Genomic DNA, 19,256 nt, shown 5'->3' with positions numbered 1-19,256 from the left:
TAATAGTCGGAAAAAATAAACACTTGTCCACCCTTATGGGGGATATCTATGTTACCTGCCATCCGCCATCAGACAAGTAAATTTCGCAGTCAAAAGAGAAGAATTGAGAAATAAATAAGAAGAGGGGAGCCATCAAGGCTCCCGTAAGCGCTTAACTGGCTTTTTTAATCTGCGGGAGATCGAACGCTTTGCGCAGCGCGCGGACAAACGCTTTGTCATGGCAGATGGTTTTGCCCGGGCTGTCGGAGAGTTTTGCTACCGGCTTGCCGTTACATTCCACCAGCTTTATAACGATGTTCAGTGGTTTCACCTGTGGAATGTCGCAGGTCAAACGGGTACCAATCCCGAAGCTCAGGTTCACCCGGCTGTTGAAATGGCGATAGAGGTCGACCGCTTTCGCCAGGTCGAGATTGTCCGAGAAGACCAGCACCTTGCTCATCGGGTCGATGCCGAGCTTCTCGTAATGGGCAATCGCCTTCTCGCCCCACTCAACCGGATCCCCGGAGTCGTGGCGTAACCCCTGGTAACGTTCCGCGAACTCAGGACCAAAGTCGCGCAGGAAGGCATCCATCGTAATACAGTCCGTAAGGGCGATCCCGAGTTGGTTCGGGTACTCATTAAGCCATGCGGCCAGCGCCGCGCGCTGGCTATTGGCCAGGTCGGGGCTGATCTGCTGATGCGCCTGGAACCACTCGTGCGCCTGGGTGCCCATTGGCGTCAGGCCGAGGCGGCGGGCCAGATCGTAGTTACTGGTGCCCACGAACCACGGCTCCTGCTGCAGACGTTTAACGATGGCCTCCTGAACGTCACGCGAGAAGCGGCGGCGGGTGCCAAAGTCCATCAGGCGGAAGCGGGACATGTCCAGCCCTGCGGTCAGCGTGGAGAAGTCAGCGAGTTTATTTTCCAGTGCGGCAACCGCCTGCGCGACGCCCGTTTCCGGCGAACGGTAGCGGTGAGCCAGTTCGCTGATGACCGCCAGAAGCGGCACTTCCCACATGATCACTTCCCGCCACGGACCTTCAAGGCGAATATCCAGCTTGCCGTTATCGTTAACCACGGTGACCTGCTCCGGCTTATAGCGGAAGTCGCGCAGCCAGTTCAGGTAGTCGGCTTTGAAGAAAGGCAGGCCAGAAAGCCACTGATATTCCTCGTCCTGCAGCGTTAGATGCTGCATAGCATCGACCTGTTCACGAATGGTGTCTGCGTAGATACCGAGCAGGTCGTCGCCACGACAGCGGAATTCCGCCGCGACATGCACGTCATAGTAGTGGTGGAAAACGGCTTGCTGCATATGCAGTTTATACGCGTCGGTATCCAGCAACGTATGCAGAACTGGAGAAGCGAATTGAGTCATAGGTGCGCAGTAGCATCCTCTCACAGGAGCGTTTAGTACAATAAACAACTCCGGAGTATACCTTGTTTAGTGATTTATTGAACCCCGATCACAACATAAGCGCGTTTTAGGGTCGAGGGCATTTTGTGCCCCGTGTTATACAAATGTAGCAAAAAAGGGTTTTGCCCCTGAAAAGATGAACATTCTGCATAGCGAGATTTGTGCAACAGGAATATATTGAAACGTTACTCGACAAACGATGCATAAGGTTTTCTATGACACAACAGCCACAAGCCAAATACCGCCACGACTACCGTGCGCCGGATTACCTGATTAGCGAAATCGATCTGACTTTTGACCTGGATGCCACTAAAACCGTTGTGACGGCGGTGAGCCAGGTGACGCGCCACGGCGCAACTGCGGTGCCGCTGCGTCTGGACGGTGAAGACCTGACGCTGGTCTCCCTGCATATTAATGATGAAGCCTGGTCGGACTATAAAGAAGAAAATAACCAGCTGGTCATCGACAACCTGCCGGAGCAGTTTACGCTGCGCATCGTCAATGAAATCAGCCCGGCCGCCAACACCGCGCTGGAAGGGCTTTACCAGTCCGGCGTGGCGCTGTGTACCCAGTGTGAAGCGGAAGGGTTCCGCCATATTACCTGGTATCTTGACCGCCCGGACGTCCTGGCGCGCTTCACCACCAAAATCATCGCCGATAAAACCCTGTATCCCTTCCTGCTCTCCAACGGCAACCGCGTAGGCGAAGGCGAGCTGGAGAATGGCCGTCACTGGGTGCAGTGGCAGGATCCGTTCCCGAAACCGTGCTACCTGTTCGCGCTGGTGGCAGGGGACTTCGACGTGCTGCGCGACACCTTTAAAACCCGCTCAGGCCGCGACGTGGCGCTGGAGCTGTTTGTCGATCGCGGCAACCTCGACCGCGCGCCGTGGGCGATGACTTCGCTGATCAACTCCATGAAGTGGGACGAAGAGCGCTTCGGCCTCGAATACGATCTCGACATCTATATGATCGTCGCCGTCGATTTCTTCAACATGGGCGCCATGGAGAATAAAGGCCTGAACGTCTTTAACTCCAAATACGTGCTGGCGCGCACCGATACCGCAACGGACAAAGACTATCTCGATATTGAACGCGTCATCGGCCACGAGTATTTCCACAACTGGACCGGTAACCGCGTCACCTGCCGCGACTGGTTCCAGCTGAGCCTGAAAGAGGGCCTGACCGTCTTCCGTGACCAGGAGTTCAGCTCCGATCTGGGTTCACGCGCGGTGAACCGCATCAATAACGTGCGCACCATGCGCGGCCTGCAGTTTGCGGAAGATGCCAGCCCGATGGCGCACCCGATCCGTCCGGATAAAGTCATCGAGATGAACAACTTTTACACCCTGACGGTGTATGAGAAGGGCGCTGAAATTATCCGCATGATCCACACCCTGCTGGGTGAAGAGAACTTCCAGAAAGGGATGCAGCTCTACTTCGAGCGTCACGACGGCAGCGCGGCCACCTGCGACGATTTTGTCCAGGCGATGGAAGATGCCTCTAACGTGGATCTCTCCCACTTCCGCCGCTGGTACAGCCAGGCCGGTACGCCGGTTGTCACCGTCAAAGACGACTACAATCCGGAAACCGAGCAGTACACGCTGACCATCAGCCAGCGCACGCCGCCGACGGCAGAGCAGGAAGAGAAATACCCGCTGCATATTCCGTTCAGCATTGAGCTGTACGATAACGAAGGCAACGTCATCCCGCTGCAGAAGGGCGGCCACCCGGTACACCACGTGCTGAACGTGACCCAGGCCGAGCAGACCTTTATCTTCGATAACGTCTACTTCCAGCCGGTGCCTGCGCTGCTGTGTGAATTCTCCGCGCCGGTGAAGCTGGAGTACAAGTGGAGCGATCAGCAGCTGACGTTCCTGATGCGCCACGCGCGTAACGACTTCTCCCGCTGGGATGCGGCGCAGAGCCTGCTGGCGACCTACATCAAGCTTAACGTAAACCGTCATCAGCAGGGCCAGCCGCTGTCGCTGCCCGTTCACGTGGCTGACGCGTTCCGCGCGATCCTACTGGATGAGAAGATTGACCCGGCGCTGGCCGCTGAAATTCTGACCCTGCCGTCAGCGACTGAAATCGCCGAGTTGTTCGAGATTATCGATCCGATTGCGATCGTGGCGGTGCGTGAAGCGCTGACCCGCACGCTGGCTGCTGAACTGGCGGACGAGTTCCTCGCCATCTATAACGCCAACAAGCTTGACGCCTATCGCGTTGAGCACGCGGACATTGGTAAACGTTCTCTGCGCAACACCTGCCTGCGCTATCTGGCGTTCGGTGAAACCGAGCTGGCGAACACCCTGGTAAGCAAGCAATATCACGACGCGGATAACATGACCGACGCGCTGGCGGCGCTGGGCGCAAGCGTTGCTGCCGAACTGCCGTGCCGCGATGCGCTAATGCAGGAGTACGACGACAAGTGGCATCAGGATGGCCTGGTGATGGACAAGTGGTTCATCCTGCAGGCGACCAGCCCGGCGGCCGATGCGCTCAGCAAAGTCCGCAGCCTGCTGAAGCATCGTTCGTTCACCATGAGTAACCCGAACCGCGTGCGTTCCCTGATTGGCGCGTTTGCCAGCAGCAACCCGGCGGCGTTCCACGCCGAAGACGGCAGCGGTTATCAGTTCATGGTGGAAATGCTGACCGAGCTGAACAGCCGTAACCCGCAGGTGGCGTCGCGCCTGATTGAGCCGCTGATCCGTCTGAAACGCTACGATGCGAAGCGTCAGGCGAAGATGCGTGCCGCGCTTGAGCAGCTGAAAGGGCTGGAAAACCTGTCTGGCGATCTGTACGAGAAGATTGCTAAGGCACTGGCCTGATGTAAAAAAAGCCCGGTGGCGCTGCGCTTACCGGGCCTACGTAGGGTTTTCTCCCTCTCCCCGTGGGAGAGGGCCGGGATGAGGGCATCAGGCATTAGCCTTAGCTCGCGCTAACTCCGTACCCCCACGCCTCATTACCCGATCCAACACTTCCGCCTCCAGCTCCGCCAGTCGTGCAGAGCCTACGCGACGAGGTCGAGGAAGATCCACCGTCAGATCCAGACCAATTTTCCCATCCTCTATCAACAGCACCCGATCCGCCATCGCGACGGCTTCGCTCACGTCATGCGTCACCAGCAGCACCGTAAAGCCGTGCGCCTGCCACAGGGATACAATCAGATCCTGCATTTCGATCCGCGTCAGGGCGTCGAGCGCGCCAAGGGGCTCATCAAGCAGCAGCAGGCCCGGACGGTGAATCAACGCTCGCGCCAGCGCCACGCGCTGCTTCTGCCCGCCCGAGAGGGCAGCAGGCCATTCACCCGCTCGATTTTCCAGCCCAACGGCCGCCAGCGCCTGACGGGCTTCGTCCCGCCAGCTGCCCTTAAGACCGAGCCCGACATTGTCGATAACCGTCTTCCACGGCAGCAGGCGCGCGTCCTGGAACATCATGCGGGTATCGTCCTGAATATTCGCAAGCGGCGTTGTCCCTGCCAGAATGTCGCCGCCGTTGGGGGCTTCCAGTCCGGCCAGCAGGCGTAGCAGGGTACTCTTGCCGCCGCCGCTGCGCCCGACAACGGCCACAAACTGGCCGGCGGGAATATGCAGATCCAGCCCGTTAAGAATGGTGTTTTCGCCGTAGCGTTTGGTCACGCCGTTCAGCAGCAACGGCGTTCCCTGGTTCAGTCGTGCCGTATTCATGCTTTCACCTCCTGAAGGGTATAGGCCGGGTTCCAGCGCAGCCAGCTGCGTTCGAGCCACTGGGCGCTGACGTCGGCGAGTTTGCCGAGCAGGGCATACAGAATGATGGCAACCACCACCACGTCCGTTTGCAGGAATTCGCGGGCGTTCATCGCCAGGTAGCCAATGCCGGAGTTGGCCGAGATGGTCTCCGCCACAATCAGCGTCAGCCACATCAGGCCGAGCGCGAAACGCACCCCAACCATGATGGAGGGCAGGGCGCCCGGCAGAATCACGTGAACAAAGAGGGAAAAACCCGACAAGCCGTAGCTGCGCGCCATCTCCACCAGCCCGCGATCGATATTGCGGATGCCGTGCCAGGTGTTGATGTAAATCGGGAACAATGTGCCCAGCGCCACGAGGAAGATCTTGGCGCTCTCATCGATTCCAAACCACAAAATTACCAGCGGGATCAGCGCCAGATGCGGCACGTTGCGCAGCATCTGTATCGACGTATCCAGCAGCCGCTCGCCCCAGCGGGACAGGCCGCTGATCAGGCCCAGAACCAGGCCGATGCTGCCGCCGATGGAAAACCCGATTACCGCGCGCCAGGAGCTGATCGCCAGATGCTGCCACAGCTCGCCGCTCACGCTGAGCGACCAGAACGCTTCTACAACGCCCTCAGGTGAGGGCAGAATGCGGCTCGACAGCCAGCCGGTGGACGACGCGAGCTGCCAGAGAGCCACAATGCCGACGGGTAAAAACCACGGCGCGGCGCGCAGCAGCCATTTTTGTGAGGTGGCAGACATGGTCACTCCTTAGCTCTGCGCGGCTTTGCGTGGAATAAACTCGTTCGCCACGGCTTCGCCCTGAAGCTGCAGCCGCTGCGGCTGCGGAATTTCCGGAATGGCGACGTCCAGGTGCGGGAACAGCAGTTCGCCCACCTTGTAGGCCTCTTCCAGGTGCGGATAGCCGGAGAGAATAAAGCTGTCGATGCCCAGCTCGGCGTATTCATTGATGCGCGCGGCCACGGTCGGACCGTCGCCAACCAGCGCCGTGCCCGCACCGCCGCGCACCAGGCCGACGCCCGCCCACAGGTTCGGGCTAATCTCCAGGTTCTCGCGCTTGCCGTTGTGCAGGGACGCCATCCGGTGCTGCCCGACGGAGTCGGTTTTGGCAAACGCGGCCTGCGCCTTCGCGATGGTCTCATCATCCAGATGGGAAATCAGACGGTCGGCGGCCTGCCACGCTTCTTCATTGGTTTCGCGCACGATTACGTGCAGGCGAATACCGAAGCGAACCTTGCGGCCATGGGCGGCCGCCTTAGCGCGTACCTGGGCAATTTTTTCTTTCACCAGCTCGGGCGGTTCGCCCCAGGTCAGATAGAGATCGACCTGCTCGGCCGCCAGATCCTGGGCAACGTCCGACGAACCGCCAAAATAGAGCGGCGGACGCGGCTGCTGCACCGGCGGGAAGTAGAGCTTCGCGTCGCGAACGTGAATATGCTTGCCTTCAAAGGTGACGGTTTCCCCTTCGAGCAGGCGTCGCCAGACGCGGGTGAACTCGGCGGAGGCCTCATAGCGCTCGGTATGGTCGAGGAACACCCCATCGCCCGCCAGCTCCTGCGGATCGCTGCCCGTCACCAGGTTAAACAGGGCGCGGCCGTTGGACAGTCTGTCAAGCGTAGCCGCCTGACGCGCCGCCACGGTGGGAGAGACAACGCTCGGGCGTAACGCCACCAGGAACTTCAGACGCTGGGTGACCGGGATCATCGACGCGGCGACCAGCCAGGCATCTTCACATGAGCGTCCGGTTGGGATCAGTACCCCGGTGAAGCCGATGCGGTCCGCCGCCTGCGCAATCTGCTGCAGGTAGCCGTGGTCAACCGGGCGCGAGCCCTCTTCGGTGCCAAGATAGTGCCCATCACCGTGGGTAGGTAAAAACCAGAAAAGATTCAGACTCATGATTTAGCTCCTTCTTTGCCTGCGGGCTGCCAGATGCGTTCGCGAATAGTGACCTGTTTTGGCACCAGGTGGTTTTGATAGAAGAGGTCAGCGGTTTGCTGCTGAAGCGCGGCGACGTGCGCGTCGACGGGCGTAATGGTGGTCGGTGGACGATGGTTGAGATAGCTCGCGATCACCGGCTCAGGTAAGCCCATGGTTTTCGCCAGCAGGGCAATGCTCTCCTGACGCTGGGTCTGGGTCAGCGCATCGGCCTGGGTAAAGGTATCCAGCACGCCCTGAATAAATGCGCCGTTCTTTTCCGCATAAGGGCGCGCGGCCAGATAAAATGAGCCGGTCTGCTTCAGCGTGGTGCCGTCTTTCAGCACGCGAACGCCGCCCTGCAGTAACGCGGCGGAGTAGTACGGATCCCAGATGGCCCAGGCATCCACGTTCTTCTGCTGGAACGCAGCGCGCGCGTCGGCAGGCGTCAGGTAAACGGGCTGAATGTCGGTGAACTTAAGCCCGGCCTCCTGCAGGGCGCGCAGCAGCAGGTTGTGTGAGCTGGAGCCTTTCTGGAACGCGACCTTATGACCTTTAAGGTCGGCGACGCTTTTAATGCCGCTGTTTTCAGGCACCAGAATCACTTCGGCCTTCGGCTTGGGCGGCTCTACGCCTACATAGACGAGATCCGCCCCTGCCGCCTGGGCGAATATGGGTGGAATATCCCCCGTACTGCCGAGATCGATACTGCCGACGTTCAGGGCCTCCAGCATCTGCGGGCCAGCCGGGAACTCCACCCAGGAGAATTTGGTGTCCGGGAAGCGTTTTTCCAGCAGCTGGTGGCTTTTCGCCAGCACCATGCTGACGCTGCCCTTCTGATAGCCGATACGTAAACTTTCCGGCGCCGTTTCTGCGGCATGGGCCAGCGAGGCGAGCGCCATCAGTCCTGCCAGTCCGATGCGGGTTAACGTTTTAAACATGGGCGACTCCTTGTGGCTGACCAAACGCCGGGGCCTGGATATCCCGGCGGTGCAGGGCATGCCAGAAGGTTTCCAGAGCGTTGTCGAGGCGGGTTTGCAGGTTGGGCGTAAAGTGGGGTTTGTGCTGATAGTCGATGACCTGGGAATCATCGGCGAAAACGCCGTGGAGGATCTCCTGCGCCTTCAGCGCGTTCAGCACCGGCTTGAGGGCGTAATCTACGGCCAGCAAATGGGCGACCGTACCGCCCGTTGCCAGCGGCAGCACCACCTTACCGTCCAGGGCGCGTTCCGGAAGCAGGTCGAGCAGGGTTTTCAGCGCACCGGAAAAAGAGGCCTTATAAATGGGCGTTGCCACAACTAAGCCGTCAGCGCCGTTAAGCTGCTCGATGAGCGTTTTCAGCGCCGGGCTGTCGAAACGGGCATAGAGCAGATCTTCAGGTTCGAAGTTATGCAGGTTCCAGTGACACACTTCCACATCATGCGCATTGAGTTTTTCGCGGGCATATTCCAGCAGGGCGCTGGAGCGAGAGGGGAATCGTGGACTTCCGGCCAGGGTAATGACGCGCATACTTCCTCCTTATAACCAATTGTTTGCTTTTATCTAACATTCATAACAATTTGAAGGAGTGTGACACCGCGCGGTTATTCCACTAAATGATTTATCTGCAATTAAAATGCGAAAAAGTGCATAAGAATTAAACGGGCAGGAAAACGATTGCGCTTTGCGCTGATTTTTTGCCGCAGGTCAATTCCCTTTCGCGCGCGGATCGCCCATAATCCCCTCCCGGTTTGCACACCGGGAATCCAGGAGAGTTCATGTACTACCCCTTCGTTCGTAAAGCCCTTTTCCAGCTCGACCCTGAGCGCGCTCATGAATTGACATTCCAGCAGTTACGTCGCATTACCGGAACGCCACTGGCCGCGCTGGTGCGTCAGCATGTGCCGGTAAAACCGGTGCAGTGTATGGGTCTGACCTTTAAAAATCCGCTGGGTCTGGCGGCGGGTCTGGACAAAAACGGCGAGTGCATCGATGCCCTGGGCGCGATGGGCTTTGGCTCCATTGAAATCGGTACCGTCACCCCGCGCCCGCAGCCGGGAAATGACAAGCCGCGCCTGTTCCGCCTGGTTGAAGCCGAAGGGCTGATCAACCGCATGGGCTTTAATAACCTCGGTGTTGATCACCTCGTTGAGAACGTAAAAAAAGCCCATTTTGACGGAATATTAGGCATCAATATCGGCAAAAATAAAGACACGCCGGTAGAGCAGGGTAAAGATGACTACCTGATTTGTATGGAAAAAGTTTACGCCTATGCCGGTTATATCGCGGTGAATATTTCTTCACCCAATACCCCGGGTCTGCGTTCCTTACAATATGGCGAAGCGCTGGACGATCTTCTGAGCGCCATTAAAAATAAGCAAAATGAACTCCAGGCGATCCACCATAAATATGTTCCGGTCGCGGTTAAGATCGCCCCGGATCTTTCTACCGAAGAATTGATCCAGGTTGCCGACAGTTTAGTCCGTCATAATATTGATGGCGTGATTGCGACCAATACGACGCTCGATCGTTCTCTCGTGCAGGGAATGAAAAACTGTGACGAAGCGGGTGGGTTAAGCGGACGTCCGGTGCAATTAAAAAGCACCGAGATTATTCGCGCCCTGTCTGCGGAATTAAAAGGACGCCTGCCGATTATTGGCGTCGGCGGTATCGACTCCGTCATTGCTGCGCGTGAGAAGATGGCGGCGGGTGCGTCACTGGTGCAAATCTATTCCGGCTTTATTTTTAAAGGACCGCCGCTGATTAAAGAAATCGTTACGCATATCTAATCTTTTCTCCTAATCAGACAACCGGGGCTTTATTTCCAGCCCTGGTTGTTTTATATTCCGTCACTGTTGCTTATTTAAACATTATAGTCTTTTATTAATGGTGTTATAAACGAGGCGGCAAACAGGACATTTTTAGTACAGGACGTTTCGGGGACGGGAGAGAGACATGCGAATTAAGCCTGACGATAACTGGCGCTGGTATTTTTGCGACGAGCACGATCGTATGATGCTCGATTTGGCCAATGGCATGTTGTTTCGTTCTCGTTTTGCCCGCCGCATGTTAACTCCGGACGCGTTTTCCCCGTCGGGCTTTTGCGTTGACGACGCTGCGCTTTATTTCTCCTTTGAAGAAAAATGCCGCGATCTGGTGCTGTCAAAAGAGCAGCGTGCCGAGCTGGTATTAAATGCGCTGGTGGCGATTCGTTTCCTGAAGCCGCAAATGCCAAAAAGCTGGCATTTTCTTGCGCATGGTATGAGCTGGACTCCGGCAACGGGCGATGCGGCCAGCGTCAATTTGAGCGATACCGCCGAAGAGGTGAGCTTGTTAGTGGTAGAGCCGGGTGAAAATGCCGCGCTTTGCCTGCTGGCGCAGCCCGGCGTAACGATTGCCGGGCGGACGATGCAGCTTGGCGACGCCATTAAAGTGATGAACGACAGGCTGAAGCCACAGCTGCGCGTCGATTCCTTCAGCCTCGAGCAGGCGGTTTAAGCTTCCAGCTGGACGGACGTTTTCGGTACGCAGCTGCAGCACAGAATGGTTCCGTCATCCCCCACCGCCGATTTCTTCAGCGCAGTCACTTCCCCCTCTACCAGCTTAATGCGGCAGCATCCGCAAATTCCCGCGCGACAGGAATAGGGTACGCGAATACCGGCCTGCTCCAGCTGTTCCAGCAGCACCTGCTGATTGTTGCCACGAATCACGTTGCCCTGCCAGTGAATATCCACCGCAGAGGCGACGTTCGTCTCAACGTCGACAAACTCCTCCTCCTGGCCCGAACCGTACACTCTTGCAGGCCCGCGGGCGAGGATCTCGACCTCATCACCGACGCGGATGGCGCCGCTGGAGCGCGGGATCAGGTTCTGGCCGAAATCGACGTCGCCGTTATCCTGCGCGGTGCGGAAAGACTGCAGCGTCTTCAGCGGTTCGCCGGAAGGGTGCTTCTGGCCTTTCTCCGGGCTTACCGTCGTGAAAATGCAGCGGCTGCACGGCTTCACCACGTCAAAAATGACGCTGCCGATGCGAATCACTTTCCAGGTGTCTTCTTCCCAGGCATCGGCACCCGTTACCACCAGGTTAGGACGGAACTGTTCCATCTGAACGCTGGCTTTGCAGCGGCCTTGTAAATCACGCAACGAGGCTTCGTTGGTCAGCAGGAACGGGAAGCCATCGGCGAAGGAGAGGGGAACGGCGTCATGACGCTTCACGCGCCGCGTCAGTTCAGGCCCCACCCAGCGCAGCTGCACGTCGCGGGAGAAGAAGCCGCTCAGCCAGCGGTTTATCTCATCCGGGGCGATGCGTGCGGTAAAATGGTTACCCCACACTTCCGTTGGCGCGTCGACGGGCGCAAAATCAGCAAAGCGAATCACCGCGCTGGAACCGTCCGGCGCGGTCAAATGCAAACCGTCGTGAAGCGGGGAAGGGGTAAAGCGAACCATCTGCGGGAACTGGCGTGCGGTAATGAACGTGCCGTCCGGCTCGGTGACCATAAAAATGCGATCGAAGGCGAATCCGCTCATGTCGGCCAGCGCGTGAGAGACGCCGATGCCGCGCATGGATTTCACCGGATGAATAAAAAGCCTGGATAACGTCGCCACTGCACACTCCCACAAATGAAAATAAGCCTTCAACTTTATGACATACACGCCATATTAGCTATAATGCGCGACAATTTTCTAAGAGTAAAAGTGACGATATGAATTCTCTGTTTGCCAGTACGGCCCGTGGGCTGGAAGAGCTGTTAAAAACTGAACTGGAAAGCCTGGGCGCGCAAGAGTGCCAGGTGGTTCAGGGTGGTGTCCATTTTGAGGGCGACACGCGGCTTATTTACCAGAGCCTGATGTGGAGCCGTCTGGCGTCGCGCATCATGCTGCCGATGAAGGAGTGCAGGGTCTACAGCGACCTGGATCTCTATACCGGCGTTCAGATGATCGACTGGACAGAGATCTTCACCCCGAATGCTACCTTTGCGGTGCACTTTAACGGCGTGAACGACGAGATCCGCAACAGCCAGTACGGTGCCCTGCGCGTAAAAGACGCCATCGTGGACTGCTTCACGCGCAAAAATAAGGAACGTCCGAACGTCGATCGCGAAAATCCGGATCTGCGTATCAACGTCTGGCTGAACGGCGACACGGCGAGCATCTCTCTCGATCTGAGCGGCGCGGGCCTGCACCTGCGCGGCTACCGCGATCGCACCGGGATGGCGCCAATCAAAGAAACGCTGGCCGCCGCGATCGTCATGCGTTCCGGCTGGCAGCCGGGTACGCCGCTGCTCGATCCGATGTGTGGTTCCGGTACATTGCTGATTGAAGCCGCGATGCTGGCCACCGATCGTGCGCCAGGGCTGCACCGTGGGCACTGGGGCTTTAAAGGCTGGGCGCAGCACGATGAAGCCCTCTGGAAAGAGGTCAAAGACGATGCGCAGACCCGCGCGCGTAAAGGCCTGGCGGAGTACACCTCGCATTTCTACGGTTCAGACAGCGACCCGCGCGTGATTGAGCGCGCGCGCAGCAACGCCCGCCGCGCCGGTATCGGCGAGCTGGTCACCTTCGAGGTGAAGGACGTGGCGAACCTGACCAACCCGCTGCCGAAAGGCCCGTACGGTACCGTCATCAGCAACCCGCCATACGGCGAGCGTCTCGACAGCGAACCGGCGCTGATCGCCCTGCACAGCCTGCTGGGCCGCAACATGAAGGACCACTTCGGCGGCTGGAACCTGTCTCTGTTCAGCGCCTCGCCGGAACTGCTGAGCTGCCTGCAGCTGCGCGCCGATCGCCAGTTTAAGGCGAAAAACGGCCCGCTGGACTGCGTGCAGAAAAACTATCATCTGGCGGAGAAGGCGGCCGACAGCAAGCCGTCCGGCGTGGCGGAAGATTACGCCAACCGCCTGCGCAAGAACCTGAAGAAATTTGAGAAGTGGGCGAAGCAGGAGGGCATTGAATGCTATCGCCTGTACGATGCCGACCTGCCGGAATACAACGTGGCAGTTGACCGCTACGCGGACTGGGTGGTGATTCAGGAATATGCGCCGCCGAAAACCATTGATGCACAAAAAGCGCGCCAGCGCATGCTGGACGTCATTGCCGCCACCATCGCCGTGCTGGGTATTGCGCCAAACAGGCTGGTGTTGAAAACCCGCGAGCGTCAGAAAGGCAAAAACCAGTATCAGAAGATGGGCGAGAAGGGCGACTTTATCGAAGTGGGCGAATACAACGCCCGCCTGTGGGTCAACCTGACCGACTATCTGGACACCGGCCTGTTCCTCGACCACCGTATCGCCCGCCGCATGCTGGGCCAGATGAGCAAAGGCAAGGACTTCCTGAACCTCTTCTCCTATACCGGCAGCGCCAGCGTGCATGCCGGTCTGGGCGGCGCGCGCAGCACCACCACGGTGGATATGTCACGTACCTATCTGGAGTGGGCGGAGCGCAATCTGCGTCTGAACGGTCTGACCGGACGTCAGCACCGCCTGATGCAGGCCGACGTGCTGGGCTGGCTGCGCGATACCGACGAGCAGTTTGACCTGATCTTTATCGATCCGCCGACCTTCTCTAACTCCAAGCGTATGGAAGATAGCTTTGACGTTCAACGCGATCACCTGCGCCTGATGACCGACCTGAAGCGCCTGCTGCGCAAAGGCGGCACCATTATGTTCTCGAACAACAAACGCGGCTTCCGTATGGATCACGACGGCTTAGCGGCCCTGGGACTGAAAGCACAAGAAATCAGCCAAAAAACGCTGTCTCAGGACTTTGCCCGTAACCGTCAAATCCATAACTGCTGGTTGATCACCGCGGTCTGAAAGGAAAAATAAATGTCTTTAATTAGTATGCACGGCGCGTGGCTCTCTTTCAGCGACTCACCGCTTCTCGATAATGCAGAGCTGCACATCGAAGATAACGAGCGCGTCTGTCTGGTGGGCCGTAACGGCGCGGGTAAATCCACGCTGATGAAGATCCTCAACCGCGAGCAGGGCCTGGATGACGGGCGCATTGTTTACGAGCAGGATCTGATTGTCTCCCGCCTTCAGCAGGATCCGCCGCGTCACGTGACCGGCAGCGTATACGATTTCGTGGCGGAGGGGATCTCCGAGCAGGCAGAATACCTGAAGCGCTATCACGAGATTTCGCATCTGGTGATGACCGATCCGAGCGACAAAAATCTCAACGAGCTGGCGAAAGTGCAGGAGATGCTCGATCACCACGGCCTGTGGCAGCTTGAAAACCGCATTAATGAGGTGCTGGCGCAGCTCGGTCTGGAACCGGATATGGAGCTGTCGGCGCTCTCGGGCGGCTGGCTGCGTAAAGCGGCCCTGGGCCGCGCGCTGGTCAGCGGGCCGAAGGTGCTGCTGCTGGACGAACCGACTAACCACCTGGATATTGAAGCGATCGACTGGCTGGAAGGGTTCCTGAAAACCTTCAGCGGCACCATCATCTTTATCTCGCACGACCGTTCGTTTATCCGCAATATGGCGACCCGCATTGTCGACCTCGACCGCGGCAAGCTGGTGACCTATCCCGGTGATTACGATACCTATCTGCTGGAAAAAGAAGAAAACCTGCGCGTGGAAGAGCTGCAAAATGCCGAGTTTGACCGCAAGCTGGCGCAGGAAGAGGTCTGGATCCGCCAGGGCATCAAAGCCCGCCGTACCCGTAACGAAGGCCGCGTGCGTGCCCTGAAGGCGATGCGCCGCGAGCGCAGCGAACGCCGTGAAGTGATGGGCAGCGCCAAAATGCAGGTGGAAGAGGCATCCCGCTCCGGCAAGATTGTCTTCGAAATGGAGAACGTTAACTATCAGGTCGACGGTAAAGTGCTGGTGAACGATTTCTCCGCGCAGGTTCAGCGCGGCGACAAAATCGCGCTGATTGGCCCGAACGGCTGCGGGAAAACCACGCTGCTGAAGCTGATGCTGGGCCAGCTGCAGGCCGACAGCGGCCGCATTCACTGCGGGACCAAGCTGGAAGTGGCCTACTTCGACCAGCACCGCGCGGAGCTGGATCCTGACAGGACGGTGATGGATAACCTCGCCGAAGGCAAGCAGGAGGTGATGGTGAACGGCAAGCCGCGCCACGTGCTGGGCTACCTGCAGGACTTCCTGTTCCATCCAAAACGCGCCATGACGCCGGTGCGTGCGCTGTCGGGGGGTGAGCGAAACCGCCTGCTGCTGGCGCGCCTGTTCCTCAAGCCAAGCAACCTGCTGATCCTCGATGAACCAACGAACGACCTGGATGTCGAAACGCTGGAACTGCTCGAAGAGCTGATTGACGGTTATCAGGGTACCGTGATGCTGGTCAGCCACGATCGTCAGTTCGTGGATAACACCGTGACCGAGTGCTGGATCTTCGAAGGTGAAGGGCGAATTGGCCAATACGTTGGCGGTTACCATGATGCGAAAGGGCAGCAGTCACAGTCTCTGGCGATAAAACAGGCGAAATCCAGGAATGTACCGGAACCTGCTGTCGCAAAAGCAGAAACTGTTAAAAAATCTCCTGCTAAAATGAGCTATAACCTGCAGCGCGAACTTGAGGGGCTTCCTCAGCGTCTTGAAGAGCTGGAAGCGGCTCTCGAAACGCTGCAAGCGCAGGTGGCCGATGCGTCATTCTTTACGCAGCCGCACGACTATACTCAGAAAGTACTGGCAGAACTGTCCGCGGCTGAAAAAGCCCTGGAAGAAGCATTTGAGCGCTGGGAGTACCTTGAGTCTCTGAAAAACGGCGCATAAACAGGGATAACATATGTGTGACCAGCACCATGCCGACAGGCATATTTTATGCTCGCAATGCGATATGCTCGTGGCGTTGCCAGAGCTTGGTCACGGTCATAAAGCCCTGTGTCCACGTTGCGGGACGACGTTGACAACCGAGTGGGACGCGCCAAGGCAGCGTCCCACAGCCTACGCGCTGGCGGCGCTGTTCATGCTGCTGCTCTCCAATCTCTTCCCCTTCATCTCTATGAAGGTGGGGGGGATCACCAGCCAGGTGGATCTGCTTGAGATCCCGGGCGTGATGTTCTCGGAAGATTACGCCAGCCTCGGCACCTTTTTTCTCCTGTTTGTCCAGATAGTCCCGGCGTTGTGCCTGGTCGTCATCCTGCTGCTGGTGAACCGCGTCAGGATGCCGACATCACTGAAAATCCGGCTCGCGCGGATCCTGTTTCAGCTCAAAAGCTGGGGCATGGCCGAGATTTTTCTGGCGGGCATTCTGGTCAGCTTCGTGAAGCTGATGGCCTACGGCGATGTGGGCATCGGCAGCAGCTTTATTCCGTGGTGCCTGTACTGCGTTCTGCAGCTGCGCGCATTCCAGTGCGTGGACAGGCGCTGGGCGTGGGATGATATCGCCCCGGCACCGACGCTTGCGCAGACGGTGAAGGTCGGCGTGCCCGGTATTCGTCAGGGGCTACGTTCTTGTTCGTGCTGCACCGCCGTGCTGCCCGCCGATCTCGACGTGTGTCCGCGCTGTGAAACGAAAGGTCACGTACGCCGCAAAAATAGCCTGCAGTGGACGATGGCGCTGCTGGTCACGTCCATCATGCTGTATCTGCCGGCCAATATTTTGCCAATCATGATCACCGACCTGCTCGGTGACAAAATGCCCTCGACGATCCTGGCCGGGGTCATTCTGCTGTGGGGTGAAGGTTCTTATCCGGTTGCCGGGGTCATCTTTATCGCCAGTATTATGGTACCCACCTTAAAAATGATCGCTATCGCCTGGCTCTGCTGGGATGCGAAAGGTCATGGCAAACGCGACAGCGAACGCATGCACCTGATTTATGAAGTGGTCGAGTTTGTCGGACGCTGGTCAATGATTGACGTGTTTGTCATCGCCGTTCTCTCTGCACTGGTGCGGATGGGCGGTTTGATGAGTATTTATCCCGCGATGGGGGCTTTAATGTTTGCACTGGTTGTGATTATGACCATGTTTGCGGCCATGACCTTCGACCCTCGTTTATCGTGGGATCGTGAGCCTGAATCAAGCCATGAGGAAGAGTAAGAGCATGGAAAATAAGAGTGGAGAGGCGAAAGTGCAGAAGGTCAAAAACTGGTCGCCGGTGTGGATATTTCCCATCGTGACTGCGCTGATCGGTGCCTGGATCCTGTTTTATCATTACAGCCATCAGGGACCGGAAGTCACGTTGATCACCACCAATGCGGAGGGCATTGAGGGCGGTAAAACGACCATCAAAAGCCGTAGCGTGGACGTGGGCGTGGTGGAAAGCGCAACCCTGACCGACGATTTAACCCATGTAGAGATTAAGGCGCGTCTGAATGCCGGCATGGAAAAACTGCTGCACGGCGATTCCGTTTTCTGGGTCGTTAAGCCGCAGGTGGGACGTGAAGGGATTAGCGGCTTAGGGACGCTCCTCTCCGGTGCCTATATCGAACTGCAGCCCGGCACGAAGGGTAGCCAGCCTGGGCAATACCAGCTTCTCGACTCGCCGCCGCTCGCGCCGCCGGATGCCAAGGGCATCCGCGTGATCCTCGACAGCAAAAAAGCAGGTCAGCTTACGGCGGGCGACCCGGTCCTGTTCCGCGGCTACCGCGTCGGATCGGTGGAGAAAAGTACGTTCGATCCGCAGAAACGCGCGATCAGCTATCAGCTCTTCATCAATGCGCCTAACGATCGTCTGGTTACCAGCAATGTCCGCTTCTGGAAAGACAGCGGGATTGCGGTGGATCTGACGTCGGCAGGCATGCGCGTTGAAATGGGCTCGCTGACAACGCTGTTTGGCGGTGGCGTAAGTTTTGACGTACCGGAAGGCCTGGATCTTGGGCAGCCGGTGGCAGAGAACACCGCTTTTCGTCTCTTTGACGATCAAAAAAGCATTCAGGATGCGCTCTATACCGATCACGTTGACTTCCTGATGTTCTTTAAAGACTCCGTTCGCGGCCTGCAGCCGGGTGCGCCTGTTGAGTTCCGCGGTATTCGTTTGGGTACGGTTGGGCAAGTGCCGTTCTTTGTGCCTGGCCTGCAGCAGGTTCTGGATGATGATTACCGCATTCCGGTGCTGATTCGTATCGAACCTGAACGCTTGATCAACCAGATTGGCGAGAATCAGGATATTGCTACGCATATTTCTCAACTGATGGAGCGCGGTCTGCGCGGATCCCTGAAGACGGGTAACCTGGTGACCGGCGCGCTGTATGTGGATATGGACTTCTACCCGAAAGCACCGCCGATTACCGGTATCCGTGAATTCGGGGGGTACAAAATCATCCCAACGGTGAGCAGCGGTCTGGCGCAGATCCAGCAGCGTCTGATGGAAACCCTGGATAAGATCAACAATCTGCCACTGAATCCGATGATTGAAGCGGCAACCGGCTCGCTCCATCAGAGTCAGGAGACAATGCAGCGTCTGCAAACCACGCTGGATAACATCAACAAGATCACGGCGAGCCAGAGTATGCAGCAGCTGCCGCAGGACATGCAGAAAACGCTGCGCGAGCTTAACCGCAGTATGCAGGGCTTCCAGCCGGGCTCGGCGGCCTACAACAAGATGGTGGCAGACATGCAGCGTCTTGATCAGGTCTTGCGCGAACTGCAGCCGGTGCTGAAAACGCTCAACGAGAAGAGCAACGCGCTGGTGTTTGAAGCGAAAGATAAAAAGGATCCTGAGCCGAAGAGGGCGAAACAATGAAAAAATGGCTAGCGATTGTAGGAGCGATGGTACTCACGGCCTGTAGCTCAGGCAGTGAAACGAAAAGCTACTATCAGCTACCGCTGATGGCGCACGCAGGTACCCAGAGTACCGCTTCGCAAGGCAACCGTCTGCTGTGGGTTGAGCAAGTTGCCGTGCCGGACTACCTGGCCGGCAACGGGGTGGTCTACCAGACCAGCGATGTACAGTACACCATTGCCAACAATAACCTTTGGGCCAGCCCGCTGGATCAACAGCTGCGCAATACGCTGGTGGCAAATCTGAGCAGCCAGCTTCCGGGCTGGGTTGTTGCTTCCCAGCCACTGGGTAGCGATCAGGATACGCTGAACGTCACGGTAACGGGCTTCCATGGTCGGTATGACGGTGCCGTTATCATCAGCGGGGAGTGGCTGCTGAACCATCAGGGGCAGCTGATTAAGCGTCCTTTCCATCTGGAGCTGAAGCAGCAAAAAGATGGCTATGACGAAATGGTGAAAGTCCTGGCGCAGGGTTGGGCCCAGGAGTCGGCCAGCATCGCGAGGGAGATTTCCCGGCTGCCATAAGTAAAATTCATCATCAAAAACCGCAATTGGC

At 57.7% G+C, this 19,256-nt stretch carries 15 protein-coding genes; 8 read left to right on the top strand and 7 right to left on the bottom strand.

The window, feature by feature from the left end:
• Positions 1-151: 151 nt before the first annotated feature.
• Positions 152-1,354 (bottom strand): nicotinate phosphoribosyltransferase, encoded by a 1,203-nt coding sequence (gene pncB, locus L6R44_RS08635; protein ID WP_032639299.1) that lies wholly within the window; start codon positions 1,352-1,354, stop codon positions 152-154.
• Positions 1,355-1,608: 254 nt separating this feature from the next.
• Here pncB and pepN point away from each other — a divergent pair, with 254 nt between their 5' ends.
• A complete protein-coding gene (pepN, locus tag L6R44_RS08630; protein ID WP_237423884.1) occupies positions 1,609-4,221 on the top strand; it encodes an aminopeptidase N in 2,613 nt (870 codons plus the stop codon).
• Positions 4,222-4,308: 87 nt separating this feature from the next.
• Here pepN and ssuB read toward each other — a convergent pair whose 3' ends face one another.
• Genes ssuB through ssuE form a run of 5 tightly spaced genes read right to left on the bottom strand, consistent with a single transcriptional unit; the run spans position 4,309 to position 8,549 of the window.
• Positions 4,309-5,079 carry an aliphatic sulfonates ABC transporter ATP-binding protein gene (gene ssuB / locus L6R44_RS08625; RefSeq protein ID WP_032639303.1) on the bottom strand — a complete coding sequence of 257 codons (771 nt, stop codon included), beginning with the start codon at positions 5,077-5,079 and terminating at the stop codon, positions 4,309-4,311.
• A complete protein-coding gene (gene ssuC / locus L6R44_RS08620; RefSeq protein WP_237423883.1) occupies positions 5,076-5,867 on the bottom strand; it encodes an aliphatic sulfonate ABC transporter permease SsuC in 792 nt (263 codons plus the stop codon). The genes ssuB and ssuC overlap by 4 nt, the downstream gene beginning before the upstream one ends.
• A 9-nt stretch (positions 5,868-5,876) precedes the next feature.
• Positions 5,877-7,022 (bottom strand): FMNH2-dependent alkanesulfonate monooxygenase, encoded by a 1,146-nt coding sequence (gene ssuD, locus L6R44_RS08615; RefSeq protein ID WP_032638814.1) that lies wholly within the window; start codon positions 7,020-7,022, stop codon positions 5,877-5,879.
• On the bottom strand, positions 7,019-7,981 hold the full coding sequence (locus tag L6R44_RS08610) for a sulfonate ABC transporter substrate-binding protein (protein WP_237423882.1): 963 nt from the start codon (positions 7,979-7,981) through the stop codon (positions 7,019-7,021). The genes ssuD and L6R44_RS08610 overlap by 4 nt, the downstream gene beginning before the upstream one ends.
• On the bottom strand, positions 7,974-8,549 hold the full coding sequence (gene ssuE / locus L6R44_RS08605; protein ID WP_237423881.1) for an NADPH-dependent FMN reductase: 576 nt from the start codon (positions 8,547-8,549) through the stop codon (positions 7,974-7,976). The genes L6R44_RS08610 and ssuE overlap by 8 nt, the downstream gene beginning before the upstream one ends.
• A gap of 248 nt (positions 8,550-8,797) precedes the next feature.
• Between ssuE and pyrD the strand changes: the two genes are divergently transcribed.
• Entirely contained in the window at positions 8,798-9,808 is a 1,011-nt protein-coding gene (gene pyrD, locus L6R44_RS08600; RefSeq protein ID WP_032639311.1) for a quinone-dependent dihydroorotate dehydrogenase, read from the top strand.
• 166 nt (positions 9,809-9,974) lie between these two features.
• Entirely contained in the window at positions 9,975-10,517 is a 543-nt protein-coding gene (gene zapC / locus L6R44_RS08595) for a cell division protein ZapC (protein WP_023311020.1), read from the top strand.
• On the opposite strand, the gene L6R44_RS08590 is transcribed toward zapC, so the two are convergent.
• Positions 10,514-11,623, bottom strand: coding sequence for a YcbX family protein (locus L6R44_RS08590; protein ID WP_237423880.1), 1,110 nt, complete (start codon positions 11,621-11,623; stop codon positions 10,514-10,516). The genes zapC and L6R44_RS08590 overlap by 4 nt on opposite strands.
• Before the next feature lie 98 nt (positions 11,624-11,721).
• Between L6R44_RS08590 and rlmKL the strand changes: the two genes are divergently transcribed.
• From rlmKL to pqiC, 5 genes are read left to right on the top strand one after another with little or no spacing between them, the layout of a single operon-like run.
• Positions 11,722-13,830: a bifunctional 23S rRNA (guanine(2069)-N(7))-methyltransferase RlmK/23S rRNA (guanine(2445)-N(2))-methyltransferase RlmL gene (rlmKL, locus tag L6R44_RS08585; protein ID WP_237423879.1), complete on the top strand. Its 2,109-nt coding sequence runs from the start codon at positions 11,722-11,724 to the stop codon at positions 13,828-13,830.
• A 12-nt stretch (positions 13,831-13,842) separates the two neighbouring features.
• Entirely contained in the window at positions 13,843-15,750 is a 1,908-nt protein-coding gene (locus tag L6R44_RS08580) for an ABC transporter ATP-binding protein (RefSeq protein WP_237423878.1), read from the top strand.
• Between the two features lie 13 nt (positions 15,751-15,763).
• Positions 15,764-17,017, top strand: a complete 1,254-nt coding sequence (gene pqiA / locus L6R44_RS08575; RefSeq protein ID WP_237423877.1) for a membrane integrity-associated transporter subunit PqiA — start codon at positions 15,764-15,766, stop codon at positions 17,015-17,017.
• Between the two features lie 4 nt (positions 17,018-17,021).
• Positions 17,022-18,662 (top strand): intermembrane transport protein PqiB, encoded by a 1,641-nt coding sequence (gene pqiB, locus L6R44_RS08570; RefSeq protein ID WP_237423876.1) that lies wholly within the window; start codon positions 17,022-17,024, stop codon positions 18,660-18,662.
• Positions 18,659-19,225 carry a membrane integrity-associated transporter subunit PqiC gene (gene pqiC / locus L6R44_RS08565; protein WP_237423875.1) on the top strand — a complete coding sequence of 189 codons (567 nt, stop codon included), beginning with the start codon at positions 18,659-18,661 and terminating at the stop codon, positions 19,223-19,225. The genes pqiB and pqiC overlap by 4 nt, the downstream gene beginning before the upstream one ends.
• The last annotated feature ends 31 nt before the right edge of the window (positions 19,226-19,256 follow it).

It is taken from the genome of Enterobacter cloacae complex sp. ECC445 (genome assembly GCF_021892025.1).
GTDB lineage: Bacteria > Pseudomonadota > Gammaproteobacteria > Enterobacterales > Enterobacteriaceae > Enterobacter > Enterobacter chengduensis.
Note: the sequence above shows the minus strand (reverse complement) of the source record. Positions and strands in the feature narration are given on the sequence as shown.